The sequence below is a fragment of the Halomonas eurihalina genome (genome assembly GCF_008274785.1).
GTDB lineage: Bacteria > Pseudomonadota > Gammaproteobacteria > Pseudomonadales > Halomonadaceae > Halomonas > Halomonas eurihalina.
Map to the genome: position 1 here is coordinate 76,998 of NZ_VTPU01000007.1, position 16,520 is coordinate 93,517.

The 16,520-nt window shown below is 65.0% G+C and carries 14 protein-coding genes and 1 riboswitch; of the genes, 4 read left to right on the forward strand and 10 right to left on the reverse strand.

Translation table 11 applies throughout. The features are described from left to right. Positions 1-82 precede the first annotated feature (82 nt). Entirely contained in the window at positions 83-1,075 is a 993-nt protein-coding gene (locus tag FZZ93_RS08665) for a YeiH family protein (RefSeq protein ID WP_149321925.1), read from the forward strand. A gap of 100 nt (positions 1,076-1,175) precedes the next feature. On the opposite strand, the gene FZZ93_RS08670 is transcribed toward FZZ93_RS08665, so the two are convergent. Together FZZ93_RS08670 and purE are read right to left on the reverse strand one after the other, a co-directional pair. Continuing rightward, complete coding sequence (locus FZZ93_RS08670; RefSeq protein ID WP_149321926.1) at positions 1,176-2,288, reverse strand: 5-(carboxyamino)imidazole ribonucleotide synthase; 1,113 nt, start codon at positions 2,286-2,288, stop codon at positions 1,176-1,178. Between the two features lie 22 nt (positions 2,289-2,310). Next, entirely contained in the window at positions 2,311-2,820 is a 510-nt protein-coding gene (gene purE / locus FZZ93_RS08675; protein WP_149321927.1) for a 5-(carboxyamino)imidazole ribonucleotide mutase, read from the reverse strand. A 303-nt stretch (positions 2,821-3,123) separates the two neighbouring features. Here purE and FZZ93_RS08680 point away from each other — a divergent pair, with 303 nt between their 5' ends. Continuing rightward, positions 3,124-3,783, forward strand: a complete 660-nt coding sequence (locus tag FZZ93_RS08680) for a YbaY family lipoprotein (RefSeq protein ID WP_187774495.1) — start codon at positions 3,124-3,126, stop codon at positions 3,781-3,783. Positions 3,784-3,920: 137 nt separating this feature from the next. Here FZZ93_RS08680 and FZZ93_RS08685 read toward each other — a convergent pair whose 3' ends face one another. The 5 genes from FZZ93_RS08685 to FZZ93_RS08705 all read right to left on the reverse strand — a co-directional run bounded on the left by FZZ93_RS08685 (position 3,921) and on the right by FZZ93_RS08705 (position 10,352). Next, positions 3,921-5,927 carry a TRAP transporter permease gene (locus tag FZZ93_RS08685; RefSeq protein ID WP_149321929.1) on the reverse strand — a complete coding sequence of 669 codons (2,007 nt, stop codon included), beginning with the start codon at positions 5,925-5,927 and terminating at the stop codon, positions 3,921-3,923. Positions 5,928-5,985: 58 nt separating this feature from the next. Further along, positions 5,986-6,579: a DUF1850 domain-containing protein gene (locus tag FZZ93_RS08690; protein WP_149321930.1), complete on the reverse strand. Its 594-nt coding sequence runs from the start codon at positions 6,577-6,579 to the stop codon at positions 5,986-5,988. After that, on the reverse strand, positions 6,576-7,538 hold the full coding sequence (locus FZZ93_RS08695; protein WP_149321931.1) for a TAXI family TRAP transporter solute-binding subunit: 963 nt from the start codon (positions 7,536-7,538) through the stop codon (positions 6,576-6,578). Before FZZ93_RS08695 ends, FZZ93_RS08690 begins: the two co-directional genes overlap by 4 nt. Positions 7,539-7,690: 152 nt before the next feature. Continuing rightward, the gene (lhgO, locus tag FZZ93_RS08700) at positions 7,691-8,887 is read right to left on the reverse strand and encodes an L-2-hydroxyglutarate oxidase (protein ID WP_149321932.1); all 1,197 of its coding nucleotides are present in this window, start codon (positions 8,885-8,887) and stop codon (positions 7,691-7,693) included. Positions 8,888-8,927: 40 nt separating this feature from the next. Next, on the reverse strand, positions 8,928-10,352 hold the full coding sequence (locus FZZ93_RS08705; protein WP_149321933.1) for an APC family permease: 1,425 nt from the start codon (positions 10,350-10,352) through the stop codon (positions 8,928-8,930). 294 nt (positions 10,353-10,646) lie between these two features. Between FZZ93_RS08705 and FZZ93_RS18615 the strand changes: the two genes are divergently transcribed. Together FZZ93_RS18615 and FZZ93_RS08715 are read left to right on the forward strand one after the other, a co-directional pair. Continuing rightward, positions 10,647-10,928: an XRE family transcriptional regulator gene (locus tag FZZ93_RS18615; protein WP_149321934.1), complete on the forward strand. Its 282-nt coding sequence runs from the start codon at positions 10,647-10,649 to the stop codon at positions 10,926-10,928. Positions 10,929-10,992: 64 nt separating this feature from the next. Beyond that, a complete protein-coding gene (locus FZZ93_RS08715; protein ID WP_149321935.1) occupies positions 10,993-11,679 on the forward strand; it encodes a hypothetical protein in 687 nt (228 codons plus the stop codon). A 6-nt stretch (positions 11,680-11,685) separates the two neighbouring features. Here FZZ93_RS08715 and ilvD read toward each other — a convergent pair whose 3' ends face one another. The 3 genes from ilvD to FZZ93_RS08730 form a co-directional block, all read right to left on the reverse strand. Next, positions 11,686-13,374: a dihydroxy-acid dehydratase gene (gene ilvD / locus FZZ93_RS08720; protein ID WP_149321936.1), complete on the reverse strand. Its 1,689-nt coding sequence runs from the start codon at positions 13,372-13,374 to the stop codon at positions 11,686-11,688. Positions 13,375-13,476: 102 nt separating this feature from the next. Then, a complete protein-coding gene (locus FZZ93_RS08725; RefSeq protein WP_149321937.1) occupies positions 13,477-14,883 on the reverse strand; it encodes an SLC5/6 family protein in 1,407 nt (468 codons plus the stop codon). After that, positions 14,873-14,981, reverse strand: a riboswitch (TPP riboswitch). It overlaps the preceding gene by 11 nt. Positions 14,982-15,284: 303 nt before the next feature. After that, positions 15,285-16,496, reverse strand: coding sequence for an amino acid deaminase (locus tag FZZ93_RS08730; protein ID WP_149321938.1), 1,212 nt, complete (start codon positions 16,494-16,496; stop codon positions 15,285-15,287). Positions 16,497-16,520: the final 24 nt, after the last annotated feature.

The following is a 16,520-nucleotide window of genomic DNA, read 5'->3' on the forward strand; positions in this document are numbered from 1 at the left end:
AAGATTCGTTATTAACTGATAACCAGATGAGCTATTAGCGCATAGGATGCTCGGCAGACACAACGTCGTCGAGGAATCCAGCATGTGGCAAGGCCTGTTGATATGCGCCGCCCTCACTACCGCCGGCTTCAGCCTGGTACGGCTACCCGGTCTCGCCGAGAGCGGGGTCAGCCCGCTGGTCGTGGCGCTGTTGCTCGGCATCCTGACGGGCAACCTGCCACTGGCGCGCCGACTCGAACACGCTGGCCCCGGTCTGGCCTTTGCCACCCGCTGGCTGCTGCGCGGCGGTATCGTGTTGTTCGGCCTGTCGCTGACCCTGCAGCAGATCGTCGCCCTGGGCCCCAAGGTTCTGCTGCTGGATGCGCTGGTGATCACCGGCGTGCTGACGGCGGGCTACGTGATCGGCACGCGCGTGCTGGGCATGGATCGCGAGACGACGCTGCTGACCAGCGCCGGTAGCGCCATCTGTGGTGCCGCCGCGGTACTGGCCACCGAATCGACCATTCGCTCGCGTCCCGCCGCCACGGCCATGGCCGTAGCTACCGTGGTGCTGTTCGGCTCGCTGGCAATGCTGCTCTACCCGCTGCTCTATCCGCTGCTGGGCATGGACGAAGGCCTCTACGGCATCTATATCGGGGCCACCATTCACGAGGTCGCCCAGGTCGTGGCCGCCGGCGAGGCGGTGGGTCCCGAGGCCCTGGCCAATGCGGTGATCGTCAAGCTGGTGCGGGTCATGCTGCTGGTGCCTTTCCTGCTGATCGTCGGCCAATGGTGGCTACGCCGTCACACGCCCGCCGAAGGCAGAGCACAAGGCGGCCTGGTGATTCCCTGGTTCGCCTTCGGTTTCATGGCCATGGTGATGTTCAACAGCCTGGTCGACCTGCCCGCTCCGCTGCACGACGCTCTGGTGCTGGCCGGCCAGGTCGCGCTGACCATGGCCATGGCCGCCCTGGGTTTCGAAACGCGGCTGGAGAAGCTGCGCGCCCTGGGCATTCGCCCTTTCCTGCTGGCGCTGACCCTGTTCGTGCTGCTGATCGGTGGTGGCTGGATCGCCAGCAATCTGCTGATGGGGTGAAGAGATAAGAAAGAAGAGCGAAGAGAATGGGCGTGAGGAGGTACGACAAGGCCGCGTCCAGTGGACGCGGCCTTGTCGTATCGGCCGATGAGACCGGATGTCACTCGAAGCTGAAGCGCGGTGTCGGTGCGCCGGGCAACAGTTCGGCGCAACGACGAACTTTCTCGATCAGCTCGGCATGGGTCGGCGCCAGCAGGTTGACGTGGGCCAGCTTGCGGCCGGGGCGTTCGCTCTTGTCGTAGCGGTGCAGGTGAGCATCTTCAATCTCGAGCAAGCGCGCCGCTTCACCTTCCTGGCCGATGACATTGACCATGCATGACGGCATCCGGGCGGCAGTATCGCCGAGCGGCAGACCCTGAATGGCACGCAGATGGTTTTCGAACTGGCTGGTCACCGCGCCGTCCATGGTCCAGTGGCCGGAGTTGTGCACCCTGGGCGCCATTTCGTTGGCCAGCAGCCCGCCGTCGGGCGTCTGGAAGAGTTCCAGGGTCAGCACGCCGACGTAATCGAGCTCGTCGAGCAGCGCCCGAATATAGCCGTCGGCGGTGTCCTGAATGGCAGCATCGAGATCCGGCATGGGCGCCAGCGAGTAGCGCAGGATGCCGTCCACGTGGAGGTTCTCGGCCATCGGGTAGAAGACCACCTGACCGTCGCGCCCCCGTACGGCGATAATCGACACCTCGCGCACGAAATCGACGAAGGCCTCGACGATCAGCCGGGGATGATTGATCGACCGCCAGGCCTCGGCAGCCTCGGACGGCGTCTTGATCACCGCCTGGCCCTTGCCGTCGTAGCCCTCGGTCACCGACTTGGCGACCACCGGCGTTCCCAACTCGCGTACCGCGTCTTCCAGCGCCTCGGCGCTGTCCACCAGGCGGTAGGCCGGCGTGGGGATCCCCAGGCGGTCGAACAGCGCCTTCTCCTCGGCACGATTCTGGCAGATCCGAATCGCCTCGCTGGAGGGATGAACGGGCTTGTGTTCCTCGATGGCCTGGACCAGCGGCACCGGCAGGTGCTCGAACTCGTAGGTGACCAGGTCGACCTTGGCCAGGAAGTCGGCCAGATGCTTCTGGTCGGTATCCACCATGACATCGCCGATGCCGGCGCTGGGATGGCCGGTGGTATCGAGGAAGGTGAAGCGATTGGCCAGCGGGTAGCCCGCCAGGGCCAGCATCCGGCCCAGTTGGCCGGCTCCCAGTACACCGATATTCATTGCTTGGCTTACCTCGCTGCGATCACTGTGAATCGGGACGCGGATCGGGATTGTCCAGTACCTTGCGGGTCTGCTCGGCGCGGAAGGTCTCCACCGCCTCGCGTACCGCCGCATCCTGCAGGCCAACGATCTGCGCGGCCAGCAGCCCCGCATTGGTGGCACCGGCTTTGCCGATCGCCAGAGTGCCCACGGACACCCCACCGGGCATCTGCACGATCGACAACAGCGAATCCAGCCCCTTCAGCGACTTGGACTCGACCGGCACACCCAGTACCGGCAGCGCCGTCTGAGAGGCCACCATGCCCGGCAGGTGGGCCGCGCCTCCGGCGCCGGCGATGATCACCTGAAGGCCTCGCTCGGCGGCGGACTTGGCGTAATCAAACAGCAAATCGGGGGTACGATGGGCCGAAACCACCCGGGTCTCGCAAGCCACGCCCAGGCGCTCGAGCATGTCGACGGCATACTCCATGACAGGCCAATCGGACTTCGATCCCATGATCACACCGACGCGCGGCGACTCGTTTGCTGGCATCCAGGACTCCTCGCAACAGGACATGGCAAAAAGCAGCATGCCCAAAAGACAATGACACCGCCGAATGGCAAGGCCATCAGGCGTGTGGAAAATTGGAAGTGGGCAATTCTAGCAGAGCCGCGCCGCGCCTACCTCTCCCCGTTTCGTCGGCCGCCAGCGCGGCAGATCGTCGCGACCACGCGACAACGAATTTCACGCATCTTGCGAACTTGATTGGTAATATCAAGTCACACAGTCGGCGCCAGCAACCCAGCTTCTTATCACCTTTCTGCTTATCACCTTTTCCCGTTACGGAGCATGCCCATGAAACGTCCCCTGCTATTGATCGCCGCCCTGACAGGGACCCTGATCCTGGCCGGTTGCGACGACGCCAAGGAGGCCGAGCAGGACAATGCCGAGAGCACCCAGGCCGAACAGACCGCTGCCCCGACTCAAGATGACCAGAACGAGGCAGCCGTCACCCGCAGCCTCGAGGGCGTGCTGGAGTTCTCCGCCACCGACGTACCGCTGCCCGACGGGGCCGACGTCACGGTCAGCCTGCGCGATATATCCCGGGCCGATGCCCCGGCGACCACCATCGCCGAGACCAGCGTGACGCCCGGCAACGAAGACCCGGTGGAGTTCCAACTCGACTACAACGCCGCCGACGTGAATCCCGAGCACACCCATGGCCTGCGCGCAGCACTGCATGGTGCCGAAGGCGAGCTGCTCTGGACCACGACCTCCCGTCATACCGTCGAGGTCGGCCCTGACGCCAAGCAAGGCCCGATCACCCTGGTGCTCGAGCCGGTGAACACCACCCCGGATGGCGAAAGCCTGCAAAAGGCCCAGGAAGACATGTTGCAGGAAGAAGCGGAAAACGCCGATGCCCAGGGCGACACCGCCGATTCACTGGACGAAGTCAACGAACAGGCCGCCGACATGCAGGAACCGGCACCGGCAGGCGAAACCAGCACGCAATAACCCTGCAGGCTTCATCGAAGGGCCCCGTTCGAGTCGCCTCGAGCGGGGCCCTTTCGTTACGCACCACGCCACGAACCGCTAGGTCTTGCATGAAAAGTCGACGAGCGAAGGTGATGCAGGCACTTTTCATACAGACCCTAGCCCGTGGCTAGCGCCTGGCGCCGGCTGGCCAGCCAGTTGCCACCGAGCGCCACGACCATCACCGCCACCCCGATGACCTCGGCCACCAGACTCGGGTAGAAAACGGCGACGATCGCCGGCAGCAGCACCAGACGCACCGGTACCGACATGCGGGTGAACAGATACCCCTCCAGGGCCGCGGCAAAAGCCCCCAGGGCCAGGAAGCCGGCCAGCGCCGTCCACACCAGCAACGGCCACGGGCCGCCCATGATGATCTCCGGGTTGTAGACCATGAACAGCGGGATCAGGTAGAGCCCCTTGGCGAACTTCCAGGCCTGGAAGCCCGTCTCCATCGGCTTGCTGCCCGCTATCGCCGCGCCGGCGAAGCCCGCCAGGGCAATGGGCGGCGTGACGTTGGAATCCTGGGAGTACCAGAACACCACCAGGTGGGCGATCAGCAGCGGAACCCCGAACTCGCTGGTCAGCGCCGGCCCCACCAACACGATCAGCACGATGTAGCTGGCGGTCACCGGCAGCCCCATGCCCAGCACCAGGCTGGCCAGCAGCACCATCACCAGCGCCAGCAGCAGGTGACCGTTGGAGAAGGCCATCATCATCGCCGAGAACTTCAAGCCCAGACCGGTGAGCCCCACAACGCCAACGATGATCCCGGCCACGGCACAGGCCATGGACACCGCCACGGCATTGCGGGCACCGAGCTCGAGCCCTTCGAGCAGCTTGAGCCCCCCGTTACGCACGGCAAGCTTCAGGGCGCTCGCCGTGACCGGCTGCCCTTGCTTGGGCGCCACGAAGACCATCCAGATGACAAAGCGCAGGACCACCACCGCCAGCATGGTCAGAATGGCGTAATAACCGACCCGCATCGGCGACAGGTTCTGCACCAGCAGCCACACCAGCACCGCCAGCGGCAGCAGGAAGTGCCACCCGGCCCCCATCACGTCGCGCATCTGCGGGAGCTCGTCCTTGCTCATGCCCTTCATGCCCTGTTTCAAGGCAATGATATGCACGAACAGATAGACGGTGGAGAAGTACATGACCGCCGGCAGGATGCTGACCTTGACCACCTCCAGATACGGCATGCGCGTGTATTCGGCGATCAGGAAAGCCCCGGCCCCCATCAGCGGCGGCATGATCTGCCCACCGGTGGACGCCGCCGCCTCGATGCCACCGGCCTGGTGCGGCCGATAGCCCAGGCGCTTCATCAGCGGAATGGTGAAGGCGCCGGTGGTCACCACGTTGGCGATGGCACTGCCCGAGATCGAGCCCATGCCAGCCGAGGCGAGGACCGCCGCCTTGGCCGGGCCGCCGCGCTGCCGACCAGTGGCCGCATAGGCCAGGTCAATGAAGAACTTGCCGGCGCCGGTGATCTCGAGAAAGGCGCCGAACAACACGAAGATGAAGATGTAGGTGGCCGCCACCCCCATGGGCAGGCCGAAGATGCCTTCCTGCCCCAGATAGAGCTGCCCGACCAGGCGATCCAGACTGTAACCGCGGTGTTCGAGGATGCCGGGCAGCCACTCGCCGAGCCAGGGCAGCTCGCCACGCGACCCGGCGAAGGCATAGAGAATGGCGAGTACGCCGATCACCGTCATGCCGAGCCCCACCGCGCGACGGCTCGCCTCGAGCACGGTGATGGTGGCGATGCAGCCGATCACGATGTCGGTCTGGCTCCAGAACCCGGCGCGATTGATGATCTCGTCAAGATACAGCACCAGGTAGCCCCCGGTGATCACCGCCCCGGCGAAGAACACCAGGTCGATCAGCCCGCCGACCACGCCTCTGGGCCGGGCGGGGCCGAACACAGGGAACATCAAAAAGGCCAGCATCATGATCAGCGCCAGGTGAATGCTGCGCTGATAGAAGAGCCCCAGGGGCTCGATACCGGCGGAGTAGAGCTGGAACAGCGACAGTACCACGGCCACCAGGCTGATCAGCCAGAGCACGGGCCGGGAGTGCTTGGCCTGGCTGCCGGGAATGATGGGGGAATTACCCGAATCGCTCATGAAGAGTCTCTCGCTACGGGATGAGACGTCGCCCGATTCTTCGGCCGAGGCGACGATGTCAGTGTTTGGAATAAAGGCCGATGGTCACGCCTTCGTTGGCGGCCAGTTCGCTGAGGCTGATCACGACAGGGCCATCGGTGGCGGGCGTATCGCCAACGATGTCGCAGCCCTGTTCTCGCGAGTGCTCGAGGAGGGTCCGAAGGCTCGGGTCACCATGGCGCACCAGCCGATGATCGACGCGCATGGCACCGACGCGCAGGCGGTAGCGATCCCCGGGAACCGGCTCGTCGATATCCTCGATCCAGTAGCCGCCCTGGCCATCGGAGACCTGGCGCCCGCGCCCGAGAACGTGATCGAGCCCGGCGGCGAAATCCGGCAGATGGCTGCGCTCCAGCACCATATGCCCACCGACATTGCGGTAGCAATCGTGCACGGCGAAACCTTCCACCGAGTGATTCCAGGCCAGGCACCAACCGGCGCCTTCCGGCACCGGCAGGCTCACCAGCGGCTGCCCCTCGGCGTCGCTCACCCTCAGTTCATGCTCCGGGCAAGCGGCCTGCGCCGGCAGCGACACCAGCGCCCATGCCAGCCACAGCAGCAGGGCGGACCCTCGAGCCCGCCCCGCTATCAGTTGGATTCGTCGCCCCCTCACGGACGTTGACGATCCTCGATCTCGACCCCTTGTTCCTCGTAGTAGCGCAGCGCGCCCGGATGGAAGGCAATGGGCGTGGAGTCGACACTGAACTTCACGGTGGTGTCATTGGCCGCCGGATGGATGGCGATCAACTGATCGGTGTGCTCGAACAGTGTCTTGGTAATCTGATAGGCCACTTCCTCGTCCATCTCGGCGTTGGTGGCCAGGATGTTGGGAATGCCGATGGTCTGTACCGGCTCCTCCATGCCCTCGTAGAGCCCGGCACGCAGCTCATAGGGTGCGAATACCGGTACTTCCTCGCGAGCATTGGCGACTTCCTCGTCACTCAGGCCGATCAGTCGAATGTCGCGGGTGGTGGCCAGGTTCAGGATCGAACTGGTGGGCGGCCCCACGCTCCAGAAGCCGGCATCGATGTCGCCGTCGCGGATAGCATCGGCGGTCTCGTTGAAGTTGAGGCGGCGCGCCTCGAAATCGTCGTAGCTGATGCCATTGGTTTCCAGCACGGCCCGGGCATTGAGTTCGGTGCCGCTCCCCGGCGCCCCCACCGAAACAATCTTGCCCTCGAGATCCTGCAGGGACTCGATCCCGGAATCCGCCATGGTCACGATCTGCACAGCGTTGGGATAAACGGAGGCCAGGGCCCGGATGTTCTCGAGCTGGCGGCCCTCGAAGTCGCCGGTGCCGTTATAGGCCTGATAGACCGTATCGGCCAGCGCCAGCGCCATGTCGGAGTCGCCACGCCAGACCAGCCCCATGTTCTCCACCGAGGCACCGGTCACCTCGGCCACGGCGTCATAGCCGTCGATGTGTTCCTTGATCAGCTCGGCCAGGCCACCGCCGTAAGGATAATAGGTGCCGCCGGTACCGCCGGTGGCGATGGAAAGCTGCTGCTGGGCCACTGCGGCGGGCGCAGCCACCAGTAGCGAAGCCGCCAGAGCATACTTGAGAGCGCGCATGAATAACCTCCGTTGCCATTCAACTGTCATTATCGTTAGTGACGACGGCTTCGGCCGCCTCGAAAGACCCTAGCAGCCCCCTGCGGGAGGGGCCAGCCATCATTTCCACGCTTGCGGGGCTGGCAGGCAAGTCTCCCAAGGTCGTATGCCGTTCAGTCCGCCACCTGCTTCTTGAGTTTCTCGACGATATGGGCGCCGATGGGCAACGCCGATGTGGCCGCCGGCGACGGCGCATTGCCCACGTTGAGCGTGCGCGGCGTGCTGACGAACAGGAAGTCGTCGACCAGCTTGCCGTCCCGGGACACCGCCTGGGCCCTCACGCCAGCCGGATAAGGCTCGAGGTCGTCCAGGGCCAGGCTCGGGCAATACTTGCGCACGAGCTCCAGGTAGCCCCGCTTGTGCAGGGAGTTCTTCAGTTCGGCGAGTCCCGGCCGCAAGTTGCTGCCCAGCACCTTGAGGAGACCGGGGTTGGCAGCCATCCCAGCGAGGTCGCGCAGCGAGACATCCCGCCGGCGATACCCCTCGCGCTTGAAGGCCAGGACGGCGTTGGGCCCCACGGTGACCGAGCCGTCGATCATGCGGGTCAGGTGCACGCCGAGAAACGGCATGGAAGGGTCGGGAATCGGATAGATCAGATGGTTGACGATGTCGTTGTGGCGTTCGGGCAGCACATAGTATTCCCCGCGAAAGGGACAGATAGTGAACCCCGGGTTCTGTCCCAGCATGCGGATCACGCGGTCGGCCATCAGCCCGGAGCAGGTCACCAGATAGCGCCCGGTGCACTCGCCCTGCGAGGTCGTCACCACCACCTCCCGGCGACGCTCTTCCAGGCCGGAGACTTCAGCGCCATAGCGAATCTCGCCGCCCAGCCGCTCGAACTCGGCGGCCATGGCACGCGTCACCGCGGCATAGTCGGCGATGCCGCTGGACGGCACGAAGATCCCGCCGATGCCGGTGATATTGGGCTCGCGCTCGCGCAACGCCTCGCCGCTCAGCCACTCGCGCTCCAGCCCATTGGCGGCAGTGCGCTCCCAGAGCGCTTCCATGCGCTGCTGTTCCAGCTCGCTGGTGGCCACCAGCAGCTTGCCGCAGATCTCGTACGCGACGCCGTGAGCCTCGCAGAACTCGCGCGTGGCACGATTGCCCGCCAGGCAGAAGCGCGCCTTGAGACTGCCCGGCGTATAATAGACACCGGCATGGATCACGCCGCTGTTGTGCCCGGACTGGTGGCACGCCGGCGCCTGCTCCTTCTCCACGAGCAGCATGCGCCGGTCCGGATAGGCCTGCTTGAGCTGCATGGCGGTCGACATGCCGAGGATGCCCCCGCCGATGATGATGAAATCGTGCATCGCCTGCCTCATCGTTGAATGAACGGTTGTCAGGCGGGCATCAGTCCGGCGATGACTCGCCCTCCAGTTCACGCCGCATCATGGTATCGCTGTAGCCTACGCCATAACGACACCGCGACCACCCATACAAGGCCAGCCCGAGCAGCATCCAGACGGCAAAGATGCCCCACTCCGCCATCGACAGTGCCGATGGGCTGCCGGGCAGGTAGAGCCCGATCAGCGCGATGGAGAGCAGCACCGAGAGCGCCCCGACGGTCTTGCCGTGGCGTACGCGGAATGGGCGATGCAATTCGGGCTCACGGCGGCGCAGCACGACGAAGGACAGGGCGACGAACAGATAGGCGATGACGATGCCCAGGCCGCCGGCCACCACCAGCCAGACCAGCGCCGGCCGACCGAAGAAGGGCGCGATGGCCGACAACAGCCCCATGACCAGAATGGCATTGGTCGGCGTGCGATGCTTGGGATGCAGCCTGGCGAGGAAAGCCGGCAGCATGCCGGCGTGCGCCAGGGCGTAGATGGCACGCGAGCCGCCGATATAGAAGGCATTCCAACTGGTGATGATGCCGGCGATACCCGCCAGAATCATCAGGTTGCCGGCCCAGGGCGCCTGGAAGACCGCCTGCATGGCATCGGGCACCGCCAGCGAGCTCTCGGCCAGCGCTGAGGGTTCAAGCATCAGGGCGGTGCCGAGGATGATGAGGGCATACCAGAAGACCGCCAGGACCACCGAGATCATCAGCACCCGACCAATCTCCCGGAATGGCAGATCGATCTCCTCGGCGGCCTGCGGGATCACATCGAAGCCGACGAACATGAACGGCACCATGATGATCACCGCCATGATGCCGCCAATCACACCCTCCTTCACGTTGAACAACGGATCCAGAGTCGTGGTGTTGCCCTCGAACAGGGCGCCGGTGATGAACATGATACCTACGACCAGGATCAGCAACGTCACGACTTTCTGCACCAGGGCCGCCGTACGTACACCGAGATAGTTGATCCATGTCATCGCCACCGAGCCGGCTACACCAACCGCCACCCAGGTCGCGTTGACGTCCCAACCGGCGATGGTCCACATCCGCCCCACTGCATAATTCGGGAAGAGATGCTCCACCACGGTCGGCAAGGCCACGGCCTCGAAGGAAACGACACTGACATAGCCAAGCGTGATCGCCCAGGTACACAGAAAGGAGGCGAAGTGGCCCAGGGCCCGATAGCTGTAGACATGCTCGCCGCCCACCTGCGGCATGGCCGAAGCCAGTTCGGCATAGGTCAGTCCCACCAGGACGATCACGGCACCGCCCAGCAGGAAGGCGACGATGGCGCCCAGACTACCGGCCGACTGTATCCAATTGCCGGTCATCACGATCCAGCCCCAGCCAATCATCGCGCCGAACGCCAGGGCCAGCACATCCTTGCGCGCCAATACCCGTGTCAGTCGTGTCGTATCGTCATGCATAGGTCGGTTATCCACTCGGTTGTCGATCGGTTGTTGTCGAGGATGGTCGTCACGGGATCGTGGCATTCGATTTATAAATCGTCGAAAAAAACAAATAACATCGACACCTATTGAATGACAACGCGAGCCTGCACGTCTTCTCCCTCTTTTGTCGTAGATTTTCCCCTCGGTTTCGCGCTCTCGCCCTCCCCGCCGACTTCCCCTCGGAAACCTGTCGAATCGGGCTTGCGAGACACTGGCGAAAGTGGGAAAAAGATAGCATCCTGTATCGGTCGCCCATTCCTCTGGAGCATCATGAGCACGGCAAGCCATACCTGTCACACGGATCCCAGCGATCCTCCTCCACGAAGATGCCCTGACCTCGATGTCAGGGACCTGGAACAACGCACGCGCCTCATGCGCATCATCACCCGACTGATCGCCCTATCCGATCTCGGCAACCGCGACATCGCACGCCGCGCCGGCCTGCCGATGCAGAAGGTCAGCGACCTGCTCGCCGGACGCCTGGAACAGCTCACCATCGACGAGCTGCGGACCCTTCGCCGAACCATCGACCCCGAGCTCACCTCTTCCTGAGCGGTGATCGTCGAGCGTAGAAAGCCAGCCACACGGCAAACATCAGTGACATGGAGGAATTCCCATGCGACACCTCGCCACCGGCCTGCTGGCCACCGGACTCGTCATGGCCGCTGCGTCCCCCGCAATGGCCGATGGCCAGGCCACCCTCGAGGCTCAATCGGACCAGGGCAACGTCACCATGAACGTGCGCTGGGCAGGCGAAAACCTTCTGCGGATGGACTTCCCCGACCAGTCACAGACCGGTTTCATGCTACTGCGCGACGGCAAGGGCTACCTGGTCAGCCAGGTTCAGGGCCAGACCATGGTCATGGATATGGCCAAGCTCAAGGGAATGGCCGAAAACATGGGGGGAGGTGAAATCGAAACCCTCGCCGGCCAGCAGGCCAGCCAGGTGGATGCCCTCGAGGCGACAGGCGACAGCGAATCCATCGCCGGCCTCGAAGGCGATGTCTACCGGCTTCAATGGACCGACAAGAACGGCACCGCGCACGATGACGAGCTCGTGCTCAGCGACGACCCTCAAGTGCTCGAGCTGATGTCCGCCTTCCACGACTATCAGCGCAGCATGACCGGCGAGTCAGACCCCATCGCCACGACGCTGGAAGAACGCGGCCTGGGCATGCTGCGCTTCGGCGATCGCTTCCGACTGGCCGAGCTGAACGACGCCTCGCCGGCGCCGGAAATCTTCGAACTCCCCGAGGATGCCAAGACCTTCGAGGACATGATGCGCTCGGCCATTTCGGAGTGACTCCGGTCACTCCAGTCGATCGGTCACCGCGCCCATCGAGGCCGAGCTGACGACCCGCGCGTACTTGGCCAGGGCGCCCCGGGTATAGCGAGGCTCGGGGCGCTGCCAGGCGGCGCGGCGACGCGCCAGTTCGGCATCGTCCAACGCCACCTCGATGGTATTGGCCTCGGCATCGATGGTGATGCTGTCGCCATCCTCCACCAGCGCCAGCGGGCCGCCATCGAAGGCCTCGGGCGTGACGTGACCGACCACGAAGCCGTGGCTGCCCCCGGAGAAGCGCCCGTCGGTGATCAAGGCCACCTGATCGCCGAGGCCCCGCCCCATGATCGCCGAGGTTGGCGTCAGCATCTCACGCATGCCGGGCCCGCCGCGCGGTCCCTCGTAACGAATGACCACCACATCGCCGGCCACCACGCCGCCGTCGTTGATACTCGCCTGGGCCTGCTCTTCGGAACCGAACACCCGTGCCGTGCCGGTAAAGCGGGTGCCTTCCTTGCCGGTGATCTTGGCCACCGCGCCTTCCGGCGCCAGATTGCCGTAGAGGATGCGCAGGTGGCTCTCGTTCTTGAGCGGCGCCTCGAGAGGCGCGATGATCGACTGGCCTTCGGGATAGGGGGCAACATCCGCCAGGTTTTCCGCCAGGGTCCGCCCCGTCACCGTCAGGCAATCGCCATGCAGCAGGCCCGCGTCGAGCAGGGTCTTCATCAATGGCAGGATGCCGCCGATGGCGACCAGCTCGCTCATCATGTAGTGCCCGCTGGGGCGCAGGTCGGCGAGCACCGGCACGCGGCGGCCGATGGCGGTGAAATCCTCGAGGCTCAGCGACACGCCGATGGTGTCGGCCATGGCGATCAGGTGCAGCACGGCATTGGTCGAGCCGCCCAGCGCGATCACCACCGTGATGGCATTCTCGAAGGCCTCCCGGGTCATGATGTCCGAGGGCTTGATGTCATGATCGAGCAGGTTCAGCACCGCCTCCCCTGCCGCATGACTGTCGGCTCGCTTCTCGTCCGACACGGCATTCTGGGCAGAACTGCCCGGCAGGCTCATGCCCAGCGCCTCGATGGCCGAGGCCATGGTGTTGGCGGTGTACATGCCGCCGCAGGCACCGGGGCCGGGAATCGCCGTTTCCTCGATACGCTTCACGTCGATGAGGTCGAGATCGCCGCGACTGTGGGCGCCCATGGCCTCGAATACCGAAACCAGGTCGGTATGATCGGCACCGGGCATGATGGTACCGCCATAGACGAAGACACTGGGGCGATTCAGCCTGGCCAGTCCCATCAGGCACCCCGGCATGTTCTTGTCGCAGCCGCCCAGCGCCACCAGGCCGTCGAAGCCCTCGCAACCGGCTACCGTCTCGATGGAGTCGGCAATCACCTCCCGCGACACCAGCGAGTACTTCATGCCCTCGGTGCCGTTGGCGATGCCATCGGAAATGGTGATGGTGTTGAAGATTACGCCCTTGCCACCGGCCGCATCGGCACCGGCACTGGCCCGATCAGCCAGCTCGCCGAGATGGCTGTTGCAGGGCGTGACCTGACTCCAGGTCGAGGCGATACCCACCTGCGGCTTGCTGAAGTCGTCATCGGAAAAGCCCACCGCGCGCAGCATGGCGCGGCTGGCCGACTTGCCGACGCCATCCACCACCGGGGCGGAATAGCGACGACGTGCATCACTTGGCATATCGCTCATGCGGGTTCTCCTCGGGTCTCGGCTCGCTAGTCAGGCCTTAGAGGGTGGCTGGCCACACCCGCGCTGGCAACCCGAAAAGGTTTGCCCACTGGCACTCGCGATTCAGGAGACACCCTCGGAGGCGACCGACCGAGAACGTCGGGCGGGCCGACACCAGGCAATCAACAGACTGACCAGCGTCGAGGCGACCAGGGCGCAGAGAAACGGCGACAAGGTGGGAATGCCACCCGGGAAGCTGGCCGCCTGCACGCCCTCCATCAGGCTGCCCTGGGCCACCCAGCCCGGCACGACCGCGCCCACCAGACCTGCCGCACCGCCGGCCATCGCCGCCAGGGAACTCATCCGCCGCCAGACGCCCAGCAATACCGGCACCACGGTGGCCGCGCACAGCAGATCGGCGATCAGAAACAGCCGCAACACGGAGAGCTCCTGCAGGGCGACCACCACCACCGGGATCATCAGGACCACGGTGACCAGCCGCGCGGTGCCGATGGACAGCCCACGACGCCCGGAGCCCGCCACCACCAGGGAGGCGATGGCGTTCTGCAGGGTATCCACGCTCGACGCCACCAGGGTGACGGCCAGCACCAGTGCCGGCACGGCCAGCCAACCCGGCGCCTCGGCCAGCAGCGCGAAGAAGGGAATCGGCGGCTCGCCCAGCGGCAATCCATGCATGGCGGCCAGAATGCCGAGGCCACCGATCACCATGACCACCAGCAGCACGCCAACCCCGCCCAGCAGGGCGCCGCGGCCCAGTGCGCCATTCGTCTCGGCGGCCCAGACGCGCTGCCAGTACCCCTGGTGGAACAGTTCCGCCGCCGTGACCGCGATGATCAGGGTCAAGGCCACCGAGAGGGCATTCACCGAAGGCGTGGTCGGCATTGCCGCGTTTTCCGGCAAGGGCGGCAGGACCCAGACCACCACGCCGGCCACCAGCACCAGAAGCGCCAGCAGCAGCCAGCCCTGCCAGCGATCCGTGGCCAGGCTGGCCCGCAGTCCACCCACTGCCGTGTACACCAGGGTGACGACCGCCACGCCCATCACCACCAGTCCCGCCGGCACCTCGGACAGCAAGGAAGCAATCGCCCCAATGGCCGTCAGCTCGGCGGCCAGGAAACACGCCATGTAGAGGATCGAAACGAGCGTGACCCAGCGCCGCACGCCCTGCCCATAGCAGGCCTCGGCGAACTCGCCGATGCTGCGCCCCTCGGGCAGGTACCGACGAATCACCGGCCCGTACAGGCTCAGCACGATGAAGGGCAAGGCGGAGCCGAGGGCATAGCCAGCCAGCGCCAACGGTCCCACCATGGCACCGATTTCCGGTGGCGCAAAGAGAATCCAGGCCCCCATGCCCGATGCCAGGAAGGAAACGCCAAGCGAGCGGGCGCTCTGGGAGTTGCGAGCGGTCACATAGTCGTCGAGGGGGCCATCGGCCCGGCGGGCCCGCAGGCCCAGATAGGCAAAACACAGCAGCGCCGCGCCGAGCACGGCTGACGTCAAGTAAGGCATGTCGCACTTCCTCCGCCGGCGTGAACCGGATCAGGTTCCAGGGTCAGCGTCACGCGCTTTCTCAGCCCCGTCGGTACGAGACTCCCCTGGCGACAGTGAATGAATTTTGGGGCACAGGGCACGAAAATCGCCGTGTGCATGACGGCCCGAAAGGGCCGCCCGACAGCATGCCACACTCGTCGCCGGAAGACGAATGCCCCGGGACGCTTGGAGGTCTTCCTGGAAGTCGTCGAGCGCAGACGCTTTATGATAATACCCAGGTCTTGTACGAAAAGTCGGCGAGCGATGGGGTAGACAAGGCAAAAATCAGCGAAAGGACGGAGTTTACAGACGAGTAAATGAGTACTTTGAGCTGATTTTTAACGCCGTATAACCGAGCGCAGGCACTTTTCGTACAGACCCTAAAATGCCGTCTCGAGCATCTCGGTCACCCTCAGCCGCTCATCGACCAGGCAGATCCGCCGCCACTTGTCGAAGGTCAGGCAAGGATGGGAAGCGCCGAAGGCCACCACATCGCCGACCCGCACATCATCGGCGCCCTCGGGCAAGCGGATGAAGGCATGCTGGTCCATCAGCTTGGTGAGCTCCCAGCCCGCCACGCTCAATACCTCGTCCGCCGAGCCACCCTCGCGATAGCGGCGCAGTAGCTCGGGCAAGTGATCGAAGCCGATGTCGCGCTTGCCGATCGCCACGATCGTCAGTCCCGGCTCGGGCAACGACTGCACCTGGGCGAAGACCTCAAGTGCTGGCCGCAGCCCTTCGTGCAGATCGGGACGCCGCGACAGCACGCCGCGCTGGGCCTGGCGGTAGATGCCGTGATCGTGCACCACATAACAGCCCGGGCGAATCACCGGCGTAAAGCGTGAACGCAGCTCAGCGACATCGAAGGTCTCGGCGATCAGGTCATACCAGGCCGACCCCGAGGCGGTGATGATCGGGGCATCCACAGTGAACCGGCCCTCGTCATCCAGGCGACGGGCGGCCTCGACCAGCCGTGCGGCGTATTCGCGAATCGCCGGCACCGGGTCCTCGGCATGCACCACCCCCTCGTAGCCTTCCATGCCAGCCAGCGCCAGGCCCGGCTCGGCATCGACGATCCGCGCCAGCTCGCTCACTGCCTCGACGGAACGGCAACCGGTGCGCCCGCCCTCGACGCCCAGTTCGATCAGCACCTTGAGGGTCAGGCCGCGTTCGGAGAAGAAGCGCCCCAGGGCCCGCGCATTGTCCTCGCCATCGACCACGCAGTGGTAATCGGCGCCGGCTTCGAGCAGATCGGCAATGATCGCCATGTTGGCACGCCCCACCAGTTGGTTGGCCATCAACAACCGCTCGACCCCGCTGACGAAGGCCGCGCGGCACTGCGGCGCGGTGGCCAGAGTGATACCCCAGGCGCCGGCCTCGAGCTGACGGCGAAACAGTTCGGGCGTCATGGTGGTCTTGCCGTGCGGCGCCAGCTCTGCGCCATGCGACTCGGCGAAACGCTGCATCCACGCCAGGTTGTGCGCCAACGGCGCCGCCTGTATAGCGGCTGCCGGCAGGCTCACGCCCTCCAGCAGCGAAGCCCCGGATTCCGGGGTCCCCTTGTTGCCCATCTTCGGCGCCGTCTCGTGCATCTTATCACTCCTCGTTTGCGGGCC

Excerpts from the sequence above, each read along its gene's own strand:
- FZZ93_RS08715 (WP_149321935.1), top strand. The coding sequence starts at position 10,993 with ATGCGACACCTCGCCACCGGCCTGCTGGCCACCGGACTCGTCATGGCC.
- FZZ93_RS08670 (WP_149321926.1), bottom strand. The coding sequence starts at position 2,288 with ATGAATATCGGTGTACTGGGAGCCGGCCAACTGGGCCGGATGCTGGCC.
- FZZ93_RS08665 (WP_149321925.1), top strand. The coding sequence starts at position 83 with ATGTGGCAAGGCCTGTTGATATGCGCCGCCCTCACTACCGCCGGCTTC.
- FZZ93_RS08725 (WP_149321937.1), bottom strand. The coding sequence starts at position 14,883 with ATGCCTTACTTGACGTCAGCCGTGCTCGGCGCGGCGCTGCTGTGTTTT.
- purE (WP_149321927.1), bottom strand. The coding sequence starts at position 2,820 with ATGCCAGCAAACGAGTCGCCGCGCGTCGGTGTGATCATGGGATCGAAG.
- FZZ93_RS08680 (WP_187774495.1), top strand. The coding sequence starts at position 3,124 with ATGAAACGTCCCCTGCTATTGATCGCCGCCCTGACAGGGACCCTGATC.
- FZZ93_RS08695 (WP_149321931.1), bottom strand. The coding sequence starts at position 7,538 with ATGCGCGCTCTCAAGTATGCTCTGGCGGCTTCGCTACTGGTGGCTGCG.
- FZZ93_RS08705 (WP_149321933.1), bottom strand. The coding sequence starts at position 10,352 with ATGCATGACGATACGACACGACTGACACGGGTATTGGCGCGCAAGGAT.
- FZZ93_RS08685 (WP_149321929.1), bottom strand. The coding sequence starts at position 5,927 with ATGAGCGATTCGGGTAATTCCCCCATCATTCCCGGCAGCCAGGCCAAG.
- FZZ93_RS18615 (WP_149321934.1), top strand. The coding sequence starts at position 10,647 with ATGAGCACGGCAAGCCATACCTGTCACACGGATCCCAGCGATCCTCCT.
- FZZ93_RS08730 (WP_149321938.1), bottom strand. The coding sequence starts at position 16,496 with ATGCACGAGACGGCGCCGAAGATGGGCAACAAGGGGACCCCGGAATCC.
- lhgO (WP_149321932.1), bottom strand. The coding sequence starts at position 8,887 with ATGCACGATTTCATCATCATCGGCGGGGGCATCCTCGGCATGTCGACC.
- ilvD (WP_149321936.1), bottom strand. The coding sequence starts at position 13,374 with ATGAGCGATATGCCAAGTGATGCACGTCGTCGCTATTCCGCCCCGGTG.